The 17124-nt window shown below is 67.8% G+C and carries 14 protein-coding genes and 1 tRNA gene; 7 read left to right on the top strand and 8 right to left on the bottom strand.

The window, feature by feature from the left end; translation table 11 throughout:
• Positions 1 to 56 precede the first annotated feature (56 nt).
• From LX81_RS11655 to LX81_RS11640, 4 genes are read left to right on the top strand one after another with little or no spacing between them, the layout of a single operon-like run.
• Positions 57 to 1058: an AAA family ATPase gene (locus LX81_RS11655; RefSeq protein WP_111537499.1), complete on the top strand. Its 1002-nt coding sequence runs from the start codon at positions 57 to 59 to the stop codon at positions 1056 to 1058.
• The gene (locus LX81_RS11650) at positions 1055 to 1945 is read left to right on the top strand and encodes a DUF58 domain-containing protein (RefSeq protein WP_211322753.1); all 891 of its coding nucleotides are present in this window, start codon (positions 1055 to 1057) and stop codon (positions 1943 to 1945) included. The genes LX81_RS11655 and LX81_RS11650 overlap by 4 nt, the downstream gene beginning before the upstream one ends.
• The gene (locus LX81_RS11645) at positions 1946 to 4726 is read left to right on the top strand and encodes a DUF4159 domain-containing protein (protein ID WP_111537498.1); all 2781 of its coding nucleotides are present in this window, start codon (positions 1946 to 1948) and stop codon (positions 4724 to 4726) included.
• A gap of 50 nt (positions 4727 to 4776) precedes the next feature.
• A complete protein-coding gene (locus LX81_RS11640; RefSeq protein WP_111537497.1) occupies positions 4777 to 6831 on the top strand; it encodes a hypothetical protein in 2055 nt (684 codons plus the stop codon).
• 21 nt (positions 6832 to 6852) lie between these two features.
• On the opposite strand, the gene LX81_RS11635 is transcribed toward LX81_RS11640, so the two are convergent.
• Together LX81_RS11635 and LX81_RS11630 are read right to left on the bottom strand one after the other, a co-directional pair.
• Positions 6853 to 7221, bottom strand: a complete 369-nt coding sequence (locus LX81_RS11635) for a hypothetical protein (RefSeq protein ID WP_234822588.1) — start codon at positions 7219 to 7221, stop codon at positions 6853 to 6855.
• Between the two features lie 31 nt (positions 7222 to 7252).
• The gene (locus tag LX81_RS11630) at positions 7253 to 7948 is read right to left on the bottom strand and encodes a DUF599 domain-containing protein (protein WP_111537496.1); all 696 of its coding nucleotides are present in this window, start codon (positions 7946 to 7948) and stop codon (positions 7253 to 7255) included.
• Between the two features lie 193 nt (positions 7949 to 8141).
• Here LX81_RS11630 and LX81_RS11625 point away from each other — a divergent pair, with 193 nt between their 5' ends.
• Entirely contained in the window at positions 8142 to 9341 is a 1200-nt protein-coding gene (locus LX81_RS11625) for an MFS transporter (protein WP_111537613.1), read from the top strand.
• A gap of 9 nt (positions 9342 to 9350) precedes the next feature.
• Here LX81_RS11625 and cyoD read toward each other — a convergent pair whose 3' ends face one another.
• The 4 genes from cyoD to LX81_RS11605 are packed head-to-tail and all read right to left on the bottom strand — an operon-like array spanning position 9351 to position 13474.
• Positions 9351 to 9692, bottom strand: a complete 342-nt coding sequence (gene cyoD, locus LX81_RS11620) for a cytochrome o ubiquinol oxidase subunit IV (RefSeq protein WP_111537495.1) — start codon at positions 9690 to 9692, stop codon at positions 9351 to 9353.
• Positions 9689 to 10306, bottom strand: a complete 618-nt coding sequence (locus tag LX81_RS11615) for a cytochrome c oxidase subunit 3 (protein ID WP_111537494.1) — start codon at positions 10304 to 10306, stop codon at positions 9689 to 9691. The genes cyoD and LX81_RS11615 overlap by 4 nt, the downstream gene beginning before the upstream one ends.
• Positions 10303 to 12381: a cbb3-type cytochrome c oxidase subunit I gene (locus LX81_RS11610; RefSeq protein WP_111537493.1), complete on the bottom strand. Its 2079-nt coding sequence runs from the start codon at positions 12379 to 12381 to the stop codon at positions 10303 to 10305. The genes LX81_RS11615 and LX81_RS11610 overlap by 4 nt, the downstream gene beginning before the upstream one ends.
• Positions 12374 to 13474 (bottom strand): cytochrome c oxidase subunit II, encoded by a 1101-nt coding sequence (locus tag LX81_RS11605; protein ID WP_146259417.1) that lies wholly within the window; start codon positions 13472 to 13474, stop codon positions 12374 to 12376. Before LX81_RS11605 ends, LX81_RS11610 begins: the two co-directional genes overlap by 8 nt.
• 232 nt (positions 13475 to 13706) lie before the next feature.
• Between LX81_RS11605 and LX81_RS11600 the strand changes: the two genes are divergently transcribed.
• The gene (locus tag LX81_RS11600) at positions 13707 to 14213 is read left to right on the top strand and encodes a GNAT family N-acetyltransferase (protein WP_111537491.1); all 507 of its coding nucleotides are present in this window, start codon (positions 13707 to 13709) and stop codon (positions 14211 to 14213) included.
• Positions 14214 to 14279: 66 nt separating this feature from the next.
• On the opposite strand, the gene LX81_RS11595 is transcribed toward LX81_RS11600, so the two are convergent.
• A complete protein-coding gene (locus LX81_RS11595; protein ID WP_111537490.1) occupies positions 14280 to 14792 on the bottom strand; it encodes a superoxide dismutase family protein in 513 nt (170 codons plus the stop codon).
• Between the two features lie 157 nt (positions 14793 to 14949).
• Between LX81_RS11595 and LX81_RS11590 the strand changes: the two genes are divergently transcribed.
• A tRNA-Arg gene (locus tag LX81_RS11590) sits at positions 14950 to 15026 on the top strand.
• 153 nt (positions 15027 to 15179) lie between these two features.
• Here LX81_RS11590 and LX81_RS11585 read toward each other — a convergent pair.
• A complete protein-coding gene (locus LX81_RS11585) occupies positions 15180 to 17033 on the bottom strand; it encodes a TniQ family protein (RefSeq protein WP_111537489.1) in 1854 nt (617 codons plus the stop codon).
• Positions 17034 to 17124: the final 91 nt, after the last annotated feature.

Raw genomic sequence — 17124 nt, 5'->3', positions numbered from 1 at the left:
GGGAAGGATAGGTCTTCATCATATCGGTCAACATAGCCACGAGCGGGAGCAATGTCATGTCCGACGCCATCCTGGACGAGATCGACGCGCTGGGCGGCAAGCTCGCCGAGGCGCGCACGAGCATCACGCGGCGCTTCGTGGGACAGACCCGCGTCGTGGACCTGGTGCTCTCGACGCTGCTCTGCGGCGGACACGGGCTCCTCATCGGGCTGCCGGGCCTGGGCAAGACGCGCCTTGTCGAGACGCTCTCGACCGTGATGGGGCTCGACGGCAAGCGGGTGCAGTTCACGCCCGACCTGATGCCGGCCGACATCCTCGGCTCCGAGGTGCTGGAGACCGGCGCGGACGGCACGCGGGCCTTCAAGTTCATCGAAGGGCCGGTCTTCTGCCAGCTCCTCATGGCCGACGAGATCAACCGCGCCTCGCCGCGGACGCAATCGGCGCTCCTCCAGGCGATGCAGGAGAAATCGGTGACCGTCGCGGGACAGGCCCATGCGCTCGCCGCGCCCTTCCACGTTCTGGCCACGCAGAACCCGATCGAGCAGGAGGGCACCTATCCGCTGCCCGAGGCACAGCTCGACCGGTTCCTCGTGCAGATCGACGTGCCCTATCCCGACCGCGCGACGGAGCGCGACATCCTGCTCGCCACCACCGGCGCGGAGGAGGACGTGGCCCATGCCGTCTTCGCCGACCACGAACTCATCGCGGCGCAACTTCTCCTGCGCCGGATGCCCGTGGGCGAGAGCGTGGTGGAGATGATCCTCGATCTGGTCCGCGCCAGCCGGCCGGGCGACGAGGCGGCGCCCAGTGCTGTCAACGAGCATGTCGGCTGGGGTCCCGGCCCGCGCGCCGCGCAGGCACTGATGATGACGGTCCGGGCGCGCGCGCTTCTCGACGGACGTCTCGCGCCCAATGCTGAGGATGTCGCGGCGATGGCGGAGCCGGTGCTGATCCACCGCATGGCGCTGAACTTCGCGGCGCGCGCGCGGGGCGAGACGCTGCCCGCCATCATCGCCGAGGTGGTCGAGCGGACGACGCGGGCCCGGGCGGCCGCGTGAGCGTCACCCCCGCCCCCCGCGACGCGGCGCAGCTGCGCTCGCGCGCCGAGGCGCTCGCGGAGACGTTTCCGCCGCTTCTCGCAGGGGCGCAGCACCTGGCGCAATCCGTTCTTCTCGGCAGCCACGGACGGCGGCGCCCGGGGCAAGGCGACGAGTTCTGGCAGTACCGCCCGGTGATGACGGGCGACGAATCCCGGTCGATCGACTGGCGCCGCTCGGGCCGGTCGGACGCGCATTTCGTGCGCCAGAAGGAATGGCAGGCGGCGCAATCCGTCATGCTCTGGGTCGATCTGTCGCGGTCGATGGCCTTCGCATCCAATCGGAACGTGCCCGAGAAGCGGCATCGAGCCTGCGAGCTGGCGCTGGCTCTCGCGATCCTTCTCAACCACGGTGGCGAGCGGGTGGGGCTGTCGGATCACGATCTGCCGCCCCGGACCGGGCAGTTGCAGCTTCTGCGCATCGCCCAGGCGCTCGGCGCGTACGGGACGGAGGAATACGGCGCGCCCAACGCGCGGGAGATGCCCGCACGGTCGCGCGCGGTCTTCGTTTCGGATTACCTTGGCGACATCGCGGCCCTGAGGGACGCGCTCACCGCCGCGGCCGATCGCGGGGTGAGCGGGATCGTCTTGCAGGTACTCGACCCGCAGGAGGAAGCGTTCCCCTTCGACGGCCGGACGATCTTCGAATCGATGGGCGGGGCCGTGCGGCACGAGACGCTGAAGGCCGGCGATCTGAGGTCGCGCTATCTCGACCGGCTCGCCGCGCGGAAGGCGGAGCTTGCCGATCTCGCGAGGCGCACCGGCTGGCAGTACCACGTCCACCATACCGATACGGCCGCGACGCAGGCGCTTCTCTGGTGCTATTCCGCGCTCGAGCGGGATCACTAGATGCTGGTGCTCGGACCTTTGGGCTTCACCGCACCCTGGCTCCTCCTCGGGCTCATTGCGCTGCCGATCCTCTGGATCATCCTGCGCGCCGTGCCGCCCGCGCCGATCCGGCGCCGCTTTCCCGGCGTGGCATTGCTGCTGGGGCTTCGCGACGACGAGGCGCAATCGGACCGGACGCCCTGGTGGCTCCTGCTCCTGCGCTGTCTCGCGCTCGCCGCGGCAATCCTGGCCTTCGCCGGGCCGGTCCTGAACCCCGACGCGCGAGAGCCGGGGACGGGGCCGCTTCTCGTCCTCATGGATGGCGGTTGGGCCGATGCGCGGGACTGGCCGCGGCGTCTCGACCGGGCGGAGGAGGCGCTGGCCGAAGCCGCGCGCGACGACCGGACCGCGGCCGTCGTGACGCTCACCGATCCGCCCGGAGACGGCCTGCCGTTCCGCGCCGCGGGCGACTGGATCGCGCAGCTGCCCGGGCTCACGCCGCAGGCCTGGCTGCCCGAAGGGGCCGCGGAATGGGCCGATGCGCGCGACGGGGAGTTCGACACGATCTGGCTCTCCGACGGGCTCGACCATCCCTGGCGCGACGACGTGCTCGCGGCGCTCGAGACACATGGGACGGTGCGGGTCTTCCAGTCGCCCCGGCCGATCCGCGGTCTCCGCCCGGCCGCCTTCGAGGACGGCGCCATCGCGCTCGAGGCGATCCGCGACCGCGACGACGGTCTGGCGGACCTGACGATCACCGCCCACGGGCTCGACCCGAACGGGGTGGATCGGGAGCTTGCGCGGCAGGACATCGCGTTCGAGGACGGCGCGACCGAGGCCCCCCTGGCGCTGTCGCTGCCGCCGGAACTGCGCAATCGGATCACCCGGTTCGAGATCGAGGGGATGCGGTCGGCCGCCGCCGTCAGCCTCACCGACGACGCGCTCCGCCGTCGCGAGGTCGCCCTTATCGCGGGACGCGACGATCGCGAGGGGCTCGAGCTTCTCTCGTCCACCCATTACCTCGAACAGGCGCTGGCGCCAGTGGCCGACCTGATCGACGGATCGCTGTCGGACGTGCTCCTCGCCAATCCCGACGTCATCGTCCTGGCCGATGTCGCGACGCTGCCCGCGGGGCAGGCCGAGGCGGTGCGCGACTGGGTCGAGACGGGCGGGCTCCTGCTGCGCTTCGCCGGTCCGCGCGTCGCGGCGAGCGACGTGGCGCAGGGCCAGGACGATCCGCTCATGCCCGTCCGCCTGAGGGCGGGTGGGCGCAGTATTGGCGGCGCGATGAGCTGGGGCGAACCCAAGACGCTGCGGACCTTCACGGAGACCTCGCCATTCTACGGTCTGCCCGTGCCACTGGACGTCAGCGTCTCCGCGCAAGTGATGGCGGAGCCCGATCCGGCGCTTGCCGACCGCACCATCGCCTCGCTCGCCGACGGCACCCCGCTCGTGACACGTGAACGCGTGGGGCAGGGGCAGGTCGTCCTCTTTCACGTCACCGCGAACGCGGAATGGTCGAACCTGCCGCTTTCGGGCCTCTTCGTGTCGATGCTCGAGCGGCTCGCGGTCTCGACGCGTCCCGCGCGGCCCACGGCGGAGGAACTCGCGGGCACGACCTGGACCGTCGACAGCGTTCTCGATGCGTTCGGGCGGATCGACGAGGCGGGCACTTTCCCGGGCGTTCCGGGCGAGGTGCTGGCCGAGGCCGTGCCCTCCGCGGAAACCCCGCCCGGCCTCTATGCCGGGGAGGATCGCCGCGTCGCGCTCAACGTGATCGGACCCGAGACGATCCTCGCGCCCGCGATCTGGCCCGACCGGATCCCCGTCGAGGGTTTCGCGGTGGCCGCGGAGCGCGATCTGAAAGGCTGGCTCCTGAGCCTGGCCGTGGTGCTTCTCGCCATCGACATACTCGCCTCGCTGCTCATCGCCGGGCGGCTCCGGGGGGCGCGGGCGGTCGCGACCCTGCTCGCGCTCGCACTCCTCCTGCCCGTCACCGAGGCCCGCGCGCAGGACGGGGCGACGGGCGCCTCGACGCCGGAAGAGGAGGCCTTCGCCCTCGCCTCCACGATGGACGTGGTGCTCGCGCATGTCCTGACGGGCGATGCGGAGGTCGACCGGGTCGCGGAAGCGGGGCTGCGCGGCCTGTCGCAGACGCTCTTCGCGCGCACCTCCGTCGAGCCCACGGACCCGATCGGCGTCGATCTCGAGACCGACGAGCTCGCCTTCTTCCCGTTCCTCTACTGGCCGGTCACGCCGGACCAGCCGACGCCGTCTGACGCGGCCTATGCCCGGCTCGATACCTATCTCAGGAGCGGGGGCATGATCCTCTTCGACACGCGCGACGCGGACGTGACGAGCTATGGCGGTGCCTCTCCCGCGGGGGTGCGGCTGCAGGAACTGGCCGCACCGCTCGACATTCCGCCGCTCGAAAGGCTTCCCGAGGATCACGTGCTCACCCGCGCCTTCTATCTCACGCAGGATTTCCCGGGCCGCTACAACAGCCGCGACGTCTGGGTCGAGGCGGCGCCCGCCGATGCGCAGGCGATGGAGGGGATGCCGTTCCGGAACCTCAACGACAACGTCACCCCGGTCGTGATCGGCGGCAACGACTGGGCTGCCGCTTGGGCCGTCGACGAGGCGGGCGGGCGGATGTTTCCGATCGGGCGCGGCTATGCGGGGGAACGACAGCGTGAGATCGCGCTGCGCTTCGGGGTGAACCTTGTCATGCATGTGCTGACGGGGAACTACAAATCGGACCAGGTCCACGTCCCCGCGTTGCTCGACCGGCTCGGGCAGTAGCGCCGACCGCCCCGCCGGAACCAGGCGGGGCATGACATCAGGAGTTTCGCGTGACCGGAACCATCATCCTCGACCCGCTCGTGCCCCTTGCGATCCTCGCGGCGCTCTGTGTCGTCGGGGTGATCGCCACGGGGCTGGCGCTCTGGCGCGGGCTCTCGGGCTGGTGGCTCAGGGGGCTCGCCAGCGTCGCACTGCTAGCCGCGCTCGCGGGTCCGTCTTTCCGTCAGGAGGACCGCGCACCGCTGTCCGACATCGTGATCGCCATCGTCGACGAGAGCGCGAGCCAGCGGATCTCGACACGGCCCGAGCAGACGGAAGCCGCGCTCGCGGGGCTCGAGGCCGAGATCGCGGCGCTCGAGAACACGGAGCTTCGGATCGTCCGCATGGGCGACGGGGAGGGCGACGAGGGCAGCCTCCTGATGACCGCGCTCGCCGAGGCGATGGCCGAGGAGCCGCAGGCCCGGCTCGCCGGGGCCGTCCTCATCAGCGATGGCCGGCTCCACGATATCGAGCGGGCGCCGTCCCTGCCTGCGCCCCTCCACCTCCTGATGACCGGTGAGCCCGAGGATTGGGACCGCCGCCTCGTCGTCACCACCGCGCCCGCCTTCGCCATCCTGGGCGAGCCCGTGCTCCTTCGGTTGATGATCGAGAACCAGGGGGATGTGCCCGCGGACGAGGAGGGCCCGGTGGAGATCACCATCGCGGTCGACGGGGGCGAGCCGCAGAGTTTCACCGTGCCGGTCGGAGAGGAGCTGGAGCTGCCGGTGGATCTGCCCCATGCCGGGCGCAACGTGATCCAGTTCGAGGTTCCCGCCGTCGAGGGAGAGCTTACCGACCGCAACAACGCGGCCGTCGTGCAGATCAACGGCGTGCGCGACCGGCTGCGCGTGCTGCTCGTCTCGGGCGAGCCGCATCCGGGCGAGCGGACCTGGCGCAACCTTCTCAAGTCCGACAGCTCTGTCGATCTCGTTCATTTCACCATCCTGCGCCCGCCGGAGAAGCAGGACGGGGTGCCCGTGGACGAGCTTTCTCTCATCGCCTTTCCGACGCGGGAGCTGTTTCTCGACAAGATCGAAGAGTTCGACCTGATCATCTTCGACCGCTACCAGCGGCGCGGGATCCTGCCCGCGCTCTATCTCGACAACGTCCGGGCCTATATCGAGGATGGCGGCGCCGTGCTCATCGCCGCGGGGCCCGATTTCGCTTCCGCGGCCTCGCTCTACCGCTCTCCCCTGGGCGATGCCCTGCCCGCCGCGCCGACAAGCCGGGTGATCGAGGAGCCCTTCCTGCCGCGCCTGAGCGAGATCGGCCGCAAGCATCCGGTCACGCAAGGTCTGGGCGGCGGTGGAGAGGATCCCGATTGGGGCCGGTGGCTGCGCCAAATCGAGCTGGAGCCGCTGCGGGGGCAGGTCGTGATGACCGGCGTGAACGACAGCCCGCTCATGGTGCTCGACCGCGTGGGCGAGGGGCGCGTGGCACTTCTGGGCTCGGACCACGCCTGGCTCTGGTCGCGCGGTTTCGAGGGCGGCGGACCGCAGCTCGAACTGCTGCGCCGCCTCGCGCACTGGATGATGAAGGAGCCCGAACTCGAGGAGGAGGCGCTCGAAGCCAGCGCGGAGGGGCAGGAGGTAACGATCACCCGCAGGACCCTCGGCGACGAGGTCGCCCCGGTGGAGGTGACGGGCCCCGACGGTACGGTAACCGAAGTGCCGCTCGAGGAGGTCTCCCCGGGGCGGTTCCAGGGCGCGTTCACGGGACCGGAGATCGGGCTCTACCGTCTGAGCGAGGGAGACGAGGAGACGGTGATCGCGCTCGGTCCCTCCGCGCCGCGCGAATTCGAGGAGACGGTCGCGAGCGGTGGAGCGCTCGAGCCGCTGGTGGAGGCACGGCGGGGCGGGATCGATACGATCTCCGACGGCCTGCCCGATCTGCGGCAGGTGCGCGAGGGGCGTCCGGCGGCAGGGCGGGGCTGGATCGGGATCACGCCCAGGGGCGCCTACCTCACGGCCGACGTAACCGCGCGTCCGATCCTGCCGGCCTGGGCCTGGTTGATCCTTGCCGCTGCCCTGACGATCGGTGCCTGGCTAAGGGAAGGGCGCCGCTAGGGCGGACCCGCCATCTAGACTCTAGGAATGGTCGGGGATGCGAAGCTCGACCGTCTGGCCGCCCCAGCCTTCGGGCGAGGTCCGCGCCCGGATCCGGACGGAGCCGGCGTCCGGTGGGATCGCGATCCCCATCTCCGACCGCGTGAACGGCTGTTCGACGACATGGGGATGCCGGATCTTGCGCGTGGCGAGGATCGTGCCGTCGGCAAGCTCCACCCGCCATCCGTCGGCGAAATCTTCCCACCCGGTATCGGCGTGGCGGATTGTGACGGAGATCGTCCAGCCGGAGGCATCGGGCCGTGCGACGGCATCGACGATCTCGGCGGGATCGGCTGAGGCCGGGGTGGCGCAGCCGAGAATCACGGCCGTCAGGGTAAAGGGCAGGTTCACCCGGCCTTATTACCACCACGAGGCTCCCGGGTCAGTCGGAACCGATCAGAATCTCGCGAGGTTTCGAGTGGAATTCGCGGGACCAGAGCACCCAGAGCGTGGCGAGCGTCGCGATGACCAGCGGGACGGCCCCGACGAGCCAGGCGAGCGAGGCCAGCGCGAAATACATCGCCCTCAATCCGCGATTGAAATTCCACGCGGCGCGGATGTTGAGCTCCGCCGCCTTGCGCGCCCGCGGCAGCGTTCGCGGATCGTCATGGGCGTTCGGGACCGCGGCCATGACGACCGCGCAATAGCCGAAAAGCCGGTTCGACCAGACGAAGCGCAGGAAGGCATTGGTGAGGAGGAGGGCGATGAAAGCGAGCTTGATCTGCCAGATGACGGGCGGCAGGCCGATCTCTCCCAACTCTGCGGCGACCCCCACGAGCCGTTCCGCGTTGCCGATGAGGGCCAGCACGCCGCCGATGGCGATGACGCAGGTGGACGCGAAGAACGACGTCCCCTGCCGCAGCGTCGCGAGGATCGCGGCGTCGAAGATCCGCGGCTGGCGCGTGATCATCTGGACCATCCAGTCGCGCCGGTACCCCATCATCAGGACGGTGACCGACGGGTGCCGCGCCTCCGGCCGTTCGATCCACCACCCGATCGCCGCCCAGCCTATGAACAGCGCTGCGACGCCGATCGCGTCGAGCGGACCGAGGAGCAGCAATCGGTCGAAGAGCGTCATGGATCCGTCCGTGATCTCCGGTCTGCGATGGGAAGTGGCAGATCGCCGCCTCCGGGTCCAGCCTGCGCGCGTCATCATGCGCGGGATGCAATCCCAGTATGCGCCGACGGGCATTGCCGGGGGGCCGGGTTCGTCTGCTATGCCTTTGCTGCAGTGCGGCGAGATCCGTGCGCGCTTCCCGAAAGGACATCCAATGGACCGAGATATCGTCCGATCGCGCCTGACCATCCTCTCGCTGGGCCTCGGGGCCTTCGCGATCGGGATTTCCGAGTTCGCGTCGATGGGGCTGCTGCCCTATTTCGCCGCGGGGCTGGGCGTCACCGAACCCATGGCGGGCCACGCGATCAGCGCCTACGCGCTCGGCGTCGTGGTCGGTGCGCCGGTCATCGCCATCCTCGGTGCGCGGCTGTCGCGGAAATCGATCCTGCTCGGGTTGATCGGTGTTTTCGCGGTCGCGAATGCGCTGACGGCGATGGCGCCCGACATCCGCACGCTCATCGCGTCGCGGGCGCTGGCGGGATTGCCTCACGGGGCCTATCTCGGGATCGCCATGCTTCTTGCCGCACGGATGCTGCCGCCCGAACGGCGCAGTGCCGGGGTTGCACAGGTGCTGATGGGGCTCACGCTCGCGAATGTCGTGGGCGTGCCCGTCGCGGGCGCGATCGGCCAGGCTTTCGGCTGGCGCTGGTGCTTCGTGATCACCGCCGCGATCGCGCTCATGTCCTGCGCGGCGCTCTGGCGCGTGGCCCCGCGCGATGCCGTCGATCCCGCGGCGAGCCCCCTGGGCGAGCTCGGCGCGCTCGTCAATCCCGCGGTCCTGCTCACCCTTCTCGTCGGCGCGATCGGCTTCGGCAGCATCTTCGCGGTCTATGCCTACCTCTCGGCCGCGATGATCGAGGTCGCGGGCGCGCCCGCCTGGGCTATTCCCGTGGCGCTCTCGGCCTTCGGCGTTGGGGCCACGATCGGCAATGTCCTGGCCGGCCGTCTCGCGGGATGGTCGCAGTTCGGCGGCGCCTTCGTGCTCCTCGTGGGCATGGTTGTCGTGCCGCTCCTCTATGCGTCCGTCCTGTCGCACTGGCCGCTCGTCACGGGGGCGATGTTCCTCCTGGGCGCGACGGCGGGATTGGTGATCCCGCTGCAGATGCGAATGATGGACGTGGCGGGAAACGCGCAATCGCTTGCCGCGGTGATGATCCACGCGGCGTTCAATTTCGCGAATGCGCTCGGCCCGTTCCTTGCCGGGCTGGCGCTCGCGGGCGGCTACGGCTACCGCGCGACCGGTTGGGTCGGGGCCGCGCTCGCGCTCGGAGGCATTGCGGCGCTGGGCCTCGCGGCGTTCCATGCACGGCACCGGGGGATGCCCGGCGCGACCTTGCGTCCGACCCCCGCCTGATCCGCGCGGCTACATCATGCGGTGGGCGAGATCGCGGAGGATCCAGAGCGTCCCGAAGGCCATGATCCCGAGCAGGAGCAGCGTGAAGAGCAGCACCTGGAGGTCCTCCCGCTTCTGACGGCTCAGATCGATATGCAGGAAGATCCGCAGATGCACGACGATCTGCGAGAGCGCGAGCACGACGAGCGCGGGGAAGATCCACGGCCGAGGCAGAAGCCCCGTCATCACGCTCGCGAAGGACGCCACGGTCAGGACGACGGAGAGGATCAGGCCGATCCCGTAATACCGTCGTTCGTCTCGCTCCTCCTCGTTCTTCGAGGTGAGCATCAGCTTTTCGGCGATCCGTCTCATGCGACCCCCGCGAGAAAGACCATGGAGAAGATCCCGACCCAGACGATGTCGAGGAAGTGCCAGTAGAGGCCCATCCGCGTCACCCGGCTCTTCACGATGTCGGTCAGGCCGAAGACGATGATCTGCCCCGTCATCGCCGCCATCCAGAGAAGCCCCGCGAAGACGTGTAGCCCGTGCAGCCCCACGAGCGCCCAGAGCGCGCTGAGATAGCCCGAGCGTTGCGGCACGGCGCCGATCTCCAGCCAATGCCGGAAATCGAGGAACTCCACGATCAGGAAGCAGAGCGCCGAGGTCGCGGCGATGGCGAGCCAGCCGAGCGTCCGGAGCCGCGTCTCGTGATACTTCATCGACAGGCTCGCCCATGAGAAGGCGAACGAGGAGCCGAGAAGGAGCGCCGTCTGGAGCGCGACGCTCCTGAGGTTCGTCACGTCCTCGGGCCCCGGACCACCGGCCGTCGCGCCCACCATCGTTCCGAAGATGGCGAAGACGAGGCCGAAGGTGACCAGATCGCTCATCAGGAAGACCCAGAAGCCGAAGACCTTCAGCTCCGCCACGTGCGTCTCGCCCTCGTAGCCGAGGTTCATCCCCGGATGGATGTTCTCCTGCGTGCTCATGAGGCGATAACCATGTCGGTCGCGGCATAGCCGCGGTTCTTCGTACCGGTTTCGTGGTCGCGTGTGATCGGCTTGCCGAGGTCGATCGCCTCGATCCAGGCCTGGTTCACGCGGCGGACCTCGACCGCGGGGATGACGACCTCGGGATGGTCGCGGAAGGAATGGATGAAGTACCACACGAGGATCGAAATCACCGAGGCCACCGCAAGCCACCAGATATGCCAGGTCATCCCGAAGCCGAACCCGGTCGTGGCCAGCATCACCCAGAACCCCGAGGACGTGTTGGGCGGCATGTGGATGTCGCGGTATTCCTGGGGCACGACGTAGGGCTTGCCCTCGGCCTTCTCCCGCGCGAAAGCGTCGCGCGCGTTCACCTCTGGGATCACTGGGAAGTTCCAGTGCGGCGGCGGCGCGGGCGTGGCCCATTCGAGCGTCCGCCCGTCCCACGGATCGCCAAGCGGCACGAGAAGCGCCTCGCGGTTGCGGATCGAAATCCAGAGCGTCACGAAGAGCCCCGCGAAGGCCGCGAGCAGGACGAACGCGCCTAGCAGGCAGACGATCATGTAGGGCAGGAAGGCCGGATCGGCGAAGGCCGCGGAGCGCCGCGGATAGCCCATCAGCCCGACCACGTAGAGCGGCAGGAAAGTCATCGCGAAGCCGACGATCCAGAGGACCGCCGTGATCGTGCCGGCCCGTTCGTCGAGGCGGAAGCCGAAGGCCTTCGGGAACCAGATGTGGATGCCCGCGAAGATGCCGAAGATTAGCCCCGGCAGAAGCACGTTGTGGAAATGCGCGACGATGAACTGGGTGTTGTGGACCTGCCAGTTGATGGCCGGATTGGCGAGGATGATGCCGGAGAAGCCGCCGATGGTGAAGAGGATGAAGAAGCCCGCCATGTAGACCATCGGCGTCGTCATCCGGATCCGCCCCCTCCAGAGCGTGGCCATCCAGACATAGACCTTCACGCCCGTGGGGATGGCGATGATCGCGGTGGCGATGCCGAAGGCCACGTTGATCGTCGGCGACTGTCCCATCGTGAAGAAGTGGTGGAGCCAGACGCAGAAGCTGATCACCGCGATCGACATCGTGGCGAGCACCAGCGAGGTATAGCCGTAGAGCCGCTTGGCCGCGAAGGTGGAGGTGAGCTCGGAAAAGATGCCGTAGGCGGGCAGGATCAGGATGTAGACCTCGGGATGGCCGAACATCCAGAAGAGGTTGGCGTAGTTCATCATGTTGCCGCCGAGGTCGTTGGTGAAGAAGTGGAACCCCGCGACCCGGTCGAGCGCCTGCATGAGCCCCGCGACCGTCAGCGGCGGCAGCGCGAAGACGAGGAGGATCGACGTGCAGAGCGCGGTCCAGCAGAAGACCGGCATCCGCAGGTAGTGCATGCCGGGCGCGCGCATCTTGTAGATCGTCACCGCGAAGTTCAGCCCTGAAAACATGGAACCGAAGCCCGACAGGACGATCGCCCAGATCCAGTAATCCGGGCCCGGTCCGGGATCGAAATCCGCGCCCGTGAAGGGTGGATAGGCGGTCCAGCCGCCGGTCTCGAACGCGCCCAGCACGAGCGAGGCCATGACGAGGATCGCGCCCGTCGTGGTGAGCCCCAGGCTGACCTGGTTGAGAAGCGGGAAGGCCATGTCCCGGGCGCCGATCTGTAGCGGGATCAGGTAGTTCATGAACCCGGTGATGAACGGCATGCCCACGAAGAAGATCATGACGGTGCCATGGGTGGAGAAGAGTTCCGCCCAATGGTGGTTCGACAGGAACCCGCCGTCGAGGGCGGTCGCCTGGTGGGTTCGCATGACGACCCCTTCGGCGATGCCGCGCGCCATCATCACGAAGCCCAGGATGATGTACATGATGCCGATCTTCTTATGATCGACCGAGGTCAGCCATTCGCGCCAGAGCCAGACCCACCGCCGCGCGAGGGTGATCCAGGCCAGGACGGCGACGAGGCCCAGCACCGCGACCCAGGCGGCGCCGGAGGCAACGGCGGAATCGATGCTGAACTCCTCGAAGACCTCGAAGAGTTTCACGTCGTCCCAAGTGAGGCGGCCGAGAAGATTATTCATGATCCATCCCCGGCATGTGATTGTCGTGGGTATCGTCCGGGAACGGGCATTCCACGGCGTCGGCATCGGGCCCCGTTGGGGTGCAGGCGACGCTCCGGCCCGCCCCGTGCGGGGCCGCGGGCAGGCGGGCCGCCTCCGGATCGTAGGTCGGCGAGCCCGGCTGCGTCTCCGGTGGGACCGGCTCTCCGGTCATGTAGCGTGCGAGGACGCGTCCGAAGAGGGCCCCGTCCGGGAGCGTGAAGGCGAAGGGTCCCGACCCCTCCCGGTCCAGATCGTCGCGCGCCGCCGCGAGATCGCCGCTCTTGGCGAGCAGGCCGTAGGTCCGGTCGTCGAGCGGCGGGGCCGTCCGGGCGCTCGCGATCCAGGCGTCATACGCATCCTCGGCGACCGCGCGCACGGGGCCGCGCTGCTGCGGGAAACCGGTGCCGTTATATTGCGTGTTCTCCGCCAGCGTCTCGCCCTCCTCGCTCGCGATCAGGTTCAGCTGCGTCTCCATCCCGGCCATGGCGTAAATTTGCCCCGCGAGGGCAGGGGCCATGAAACTTTGCATCACCGTGTCGCTCGTCAGCCGGATCTCGACGGGGCGATGGACCGGAATGACCATCTCCCCCACGCTCGCCACGCCTTCGTCGGGATAGAGATAGAGCCATTTCCAATCCAGGCCCACGATGTCGATCCGCACCGTCGGTCCCGCAATCTCGAACTCCATGCCGCGGGCCATCTCCGCGTCGATCGTCCGGTAGGGGTCGATCCGGAACACCCCTTGTGCGAGCCAGATGCCGAAGGCCACGACGATCGCCGTGGGAACCCCCCACATCAGGATTTCGAGCTTGGTGTTGAAATGCCATTGTGGACTGTAGGTCGCTTGGTTGTTCGATCGCCGGTAGCGCCACAGGATCACCGGCACGCCGACGAAAACCGGCAGGACCGCGATCAGGACGATCACCGAGGCCCAGATCAACTCGAGGAGCTGCATCTCCGCGATGGGGCCGATGGGGCGCAGGAACCCGGCCGCCAGCGCCGGGTCGCCCAACATCGCGACCGGGGCCGAAATCGCGGCGAGACTGCCGGCCCGGACGTGAATCGATCTCATGGGGCCGAGCCTCCCGTTCTTCAGGGCCATGACCAGATTGAAACGACGCACCGGCCCGGCACTGTTCCCGCGGGACCGCATTAGAACCGCAACTGCGACCATACTGCGCAGCCCGAAGCGATCTGCAAGCGATGCGTTAACTAGTTTTGCCCTCTATCGCATCGATCCCACGGTTGCCACCGCCGGGCGCCCGGATAATCTGAGCCGGAATTCAGGACGGAGCGGCCACGACATGGATTGCGATCCGGCGCTGCGGATCAGAGTGCTCGACGAGGCGGACGTGCAGGCCTACCGGGCCTTTCACCTCATAGCGCTGAGCGAGGCCCCGACGAGTTTCGGCTCGACCTACGAGGTGGAAGCGGAGCGATCCGAGGAAGAGCTTCGCGAACGCCTGCGGACCAACTGCGTTTTCGCGGCCTTCGACGACCGGTGCATCGTCGGCATGATCGTCTTTGCGCAAGGCGAGGGCGGCAAGCTGCGCCACAGGGGGATCGTATCGGGATTCTACGTCGATCCGACCCGGCAGGGTCTGGGGATCGGCGGATCGCTTCTCGATGCGCTGATCGCGGAGGCGCGCCACCGTGTCGAGCAACTTGTCCTTATCGTGACGGGAGGAAACCAGTCCGCGATCGGGCTCTACGAGGCACGCGGTTTCGAACGCTGCGGGATCGAGCCGCGTGCCCTCAAGCACGAGGGAGCCTATTACGACGGCGTCATGATGGTCAGGTTCCTGACCTGACCTGACATGGGGCGGCGAAATAGGGATCGGCACCGCCCCGATGGCTTTCCCGTCGGGACGCGGCCGTCATTCGATCCGTTCGAAGACACCGCAGGCGATCCGGTCGCCGGATTCCCCGGAGGGCTGGCTCGCGTAATCGTCCGGGCCGCTGTGGATGATGAAGGCCGCGCCATCCTCGTCGAAGATCATCTCGTCCATCTCGATAAGGTTGTTGAACACCTCCACGTTCATCGCCCCGTCGGACGAGACGACGGCATTGGGCAGGTCGCCCGGATGCGGGCCGTCCTCGGACATGACCCCGTGCGACGCGTCACCGGCGATATGCCCGCCCGCGGAAGAGAAATCGTCCGCCGAGCAGTCACCGGTCTCGTGCAGGTGGATGCCATGCGAGCCCTCCGGAATGTCCGTTGCCGCCACGATGACGAGGATCTGGCCGGATGTCGTCGAGTTCAGGGTCACGGTTCCGATGCTCTCCCCATCGATGTTCTGCAATTCAGAGCGGGCGGCGATCTCGGGTGTTGGTTGGGCGAAAGCCGTCGAAGCGGCTAGTAGAGCCACGGGCAGGGCGATGCGAAGCATGAAACGGTCCTCTCCTTCAGTCATCCCCTCAACCGGCGAATGAAAGACGAGGTTCCAATGCTCCGGGGCATCGGCGGCGCATGCCGCCCAAGTTCCATGTTGAACTGAGCTTCGTCTGGCGTGTAGACAGGCACTGCGCCCGGCCCGCCAGCGCCTAGGCCCCGTAGCTCAACTGGATAGAGCAATTGACTTCTAATCAATAGGCTGAGGGTTCGAGTCCTTCCGGGGTCGCCAATCTGTTCTCGTGCTGCTGTGTGACGTCCGACAACGGTTCTCCGTTTTTACGACAAAAAACGGACTCGAGTGCAATGGTCCTGGCGCTAAATTCGCCGCGTTCGACTGTGCGGACCTGCGGTTCCCGGCGGGCATCTTACCGCCTACATTCCCTCAAGGTCGCAGGGATAGCGCCCGTTCGACATCTGCCCGGAGATAGACCGGACCGTAATCCTCGCCGGCGGGTCGGAAACGCTCGACACCGCGTTTCTCGATCAAGGAGTTCGCGGAGTTCCGGTGCAGACCGGTTTCGCGGATGATCGTGGAGATCGTCATGAACTTTGCATGGAATGCCGCAGCGTCTTCCTCCGTAATATAGACATGTACGCGGTGCGTCCTCGGGTTCGGGAGCGGCGTGCCCGGTGTATGACCATCATCCACGAGCCTTTGGAAATCAGCCCGGTTCCGCAATCCGATCGATCGGCCGAACTCGCCCGCGCTTGGAAACTCCGGTCTTTGTCGCCGAGACCGGTGGTCCTTCAGGACGTCGACGTCGTTCCTGCAAACGAAGATACCGGCATACCCTGCAAGATCGGGTCGATGCCCGACCCGCAATCGCTTCTCCTCGATCGCCTCGACAATCCTTCGCAGATCGACGCCAGTCCGGATCCGCGCGCGGTTGATATGCTCCCAGTCTCGATCGGCCGGATCGATCCGGGTCGCACCGGCGCGTAGAAGGTCGAGGAGGCGCGCCCCGTCCGACAGCCGCCACGGGAACTTGACCGTCGAAATGTCGATGCGTGGCACGAGAAGGCCGGCGTCGACGAGGGCCCGGAACTGTGGCAGTGTTGCGCTGATGGCGCGGCGCATCTCCTTCGGCCCGACGAGCGTCGGGATCTCGGCCAGCAGATCGGCGTAGGCCGCGGCGTCGAACGTTTTCCGGGTATCGGGCCGGTCGTCATCCGGCGCGATCGCGCCATGCCGGACGAGGAACTGCTCGAGGAACTGTGACCCCACGCCGATCTCGCGGGCGGCGGATCGCAGGGAATGAAGCCGCCGGACCTCGAGCCGTTCGCCGAGCACGTCATCGCCGGCTGCCATCGGCCAGGTCGCGAGGATCCTGTCGCGCATGAGGGCCCGGAACGGTGCGAAGTCCGGGTCGTCCCGCAGGTCGGTCGACAGTCGATGGTATAGCGGTTTGAAGGTCTTGTTTGGCAGGTCATTGTAGTGATCGGTGTTCGCCGCGAGGTGAGCGAGCGCATTCGCGATAGCGGTTTCGCCACCACGCGCCACCTGGAAGCCGAGATCGTGGGCGATCCATTGCGCTTCCGTTTCCTCTGTATCCACGTGATCGCCCAGGCGTAGCAGCGCCTGGCCCAGCAGATGGCAGAAGGTCGTTCCCGCGTAGAGCGGATGGCCAGCGAGCCACGTCCCGTCGTCCCCCGTGGCCAGCCGCGCGTCGAGCCAGAGATCGTAGGCGGTCGGCGTCCGCCGTCGACGATCCAGGGCACCGGACCGGATGTCGCCTTCGATCTCGGCCAGGCGCGCGACCGTGTCGAAGCGCTCCGGCACAGGACCGCGCTGCCATAGCGGGATCAACGGATGATCGTGGGCGACACAGGTCATCGCATGGCGCAGCTGCCAATGACCACGCATCGCCATGGCCTCGACGGCCCGGCCGTCATGGGCGTCCGCGTCCTCCCGCAGGCAGATCGGACATCCTCGAACCTGCGGGTTCCGCAATGCGCGGGACACGAAGACCTCACTTCGGAAAGTCGTCCGTACGTCCCCGATAGCTGTCCCCGTCCACGAGACGAGGTCGGCCATCCGGTCGTCATCGAGACCGCCCAGTCGGGCGATGCTGTCCAGCACCGCGGGGTCGAGAAGCAGGACAGCCCTGAAGGTGAAACCCATGTCCTGCGCGAACTCCATCACTGAGGTGAAGTTCTTCGCGGCCATGCGTGACACGAAGGAGGGCAACGTCTCGCGGGGAACCGGGACGGGGCGCAGGGGCAGGGCGGACATCATGGACCCTGTCTACGAACGATGCCTCATCGCGCCAAGATTGTTCGGCGACGGGATACCGTTCGCCGGCTGTTCACGCGGCAACGTTTCCCGT

The sequence above is a fragment of the Palleronia aestuarii genome, from assembly GCF_003253995.1.
GTDB lineage: Bacteria > Pseudomonadota > Alphaproteobacteria > Rhodobacterales > Rhodobacteraceae > Palleronia > Palleronia aestuarii.
Note: the sequence above shows the minus strand (reverse complement) of the source record. Positions and strands in the feature narration are given on the sequence as shown.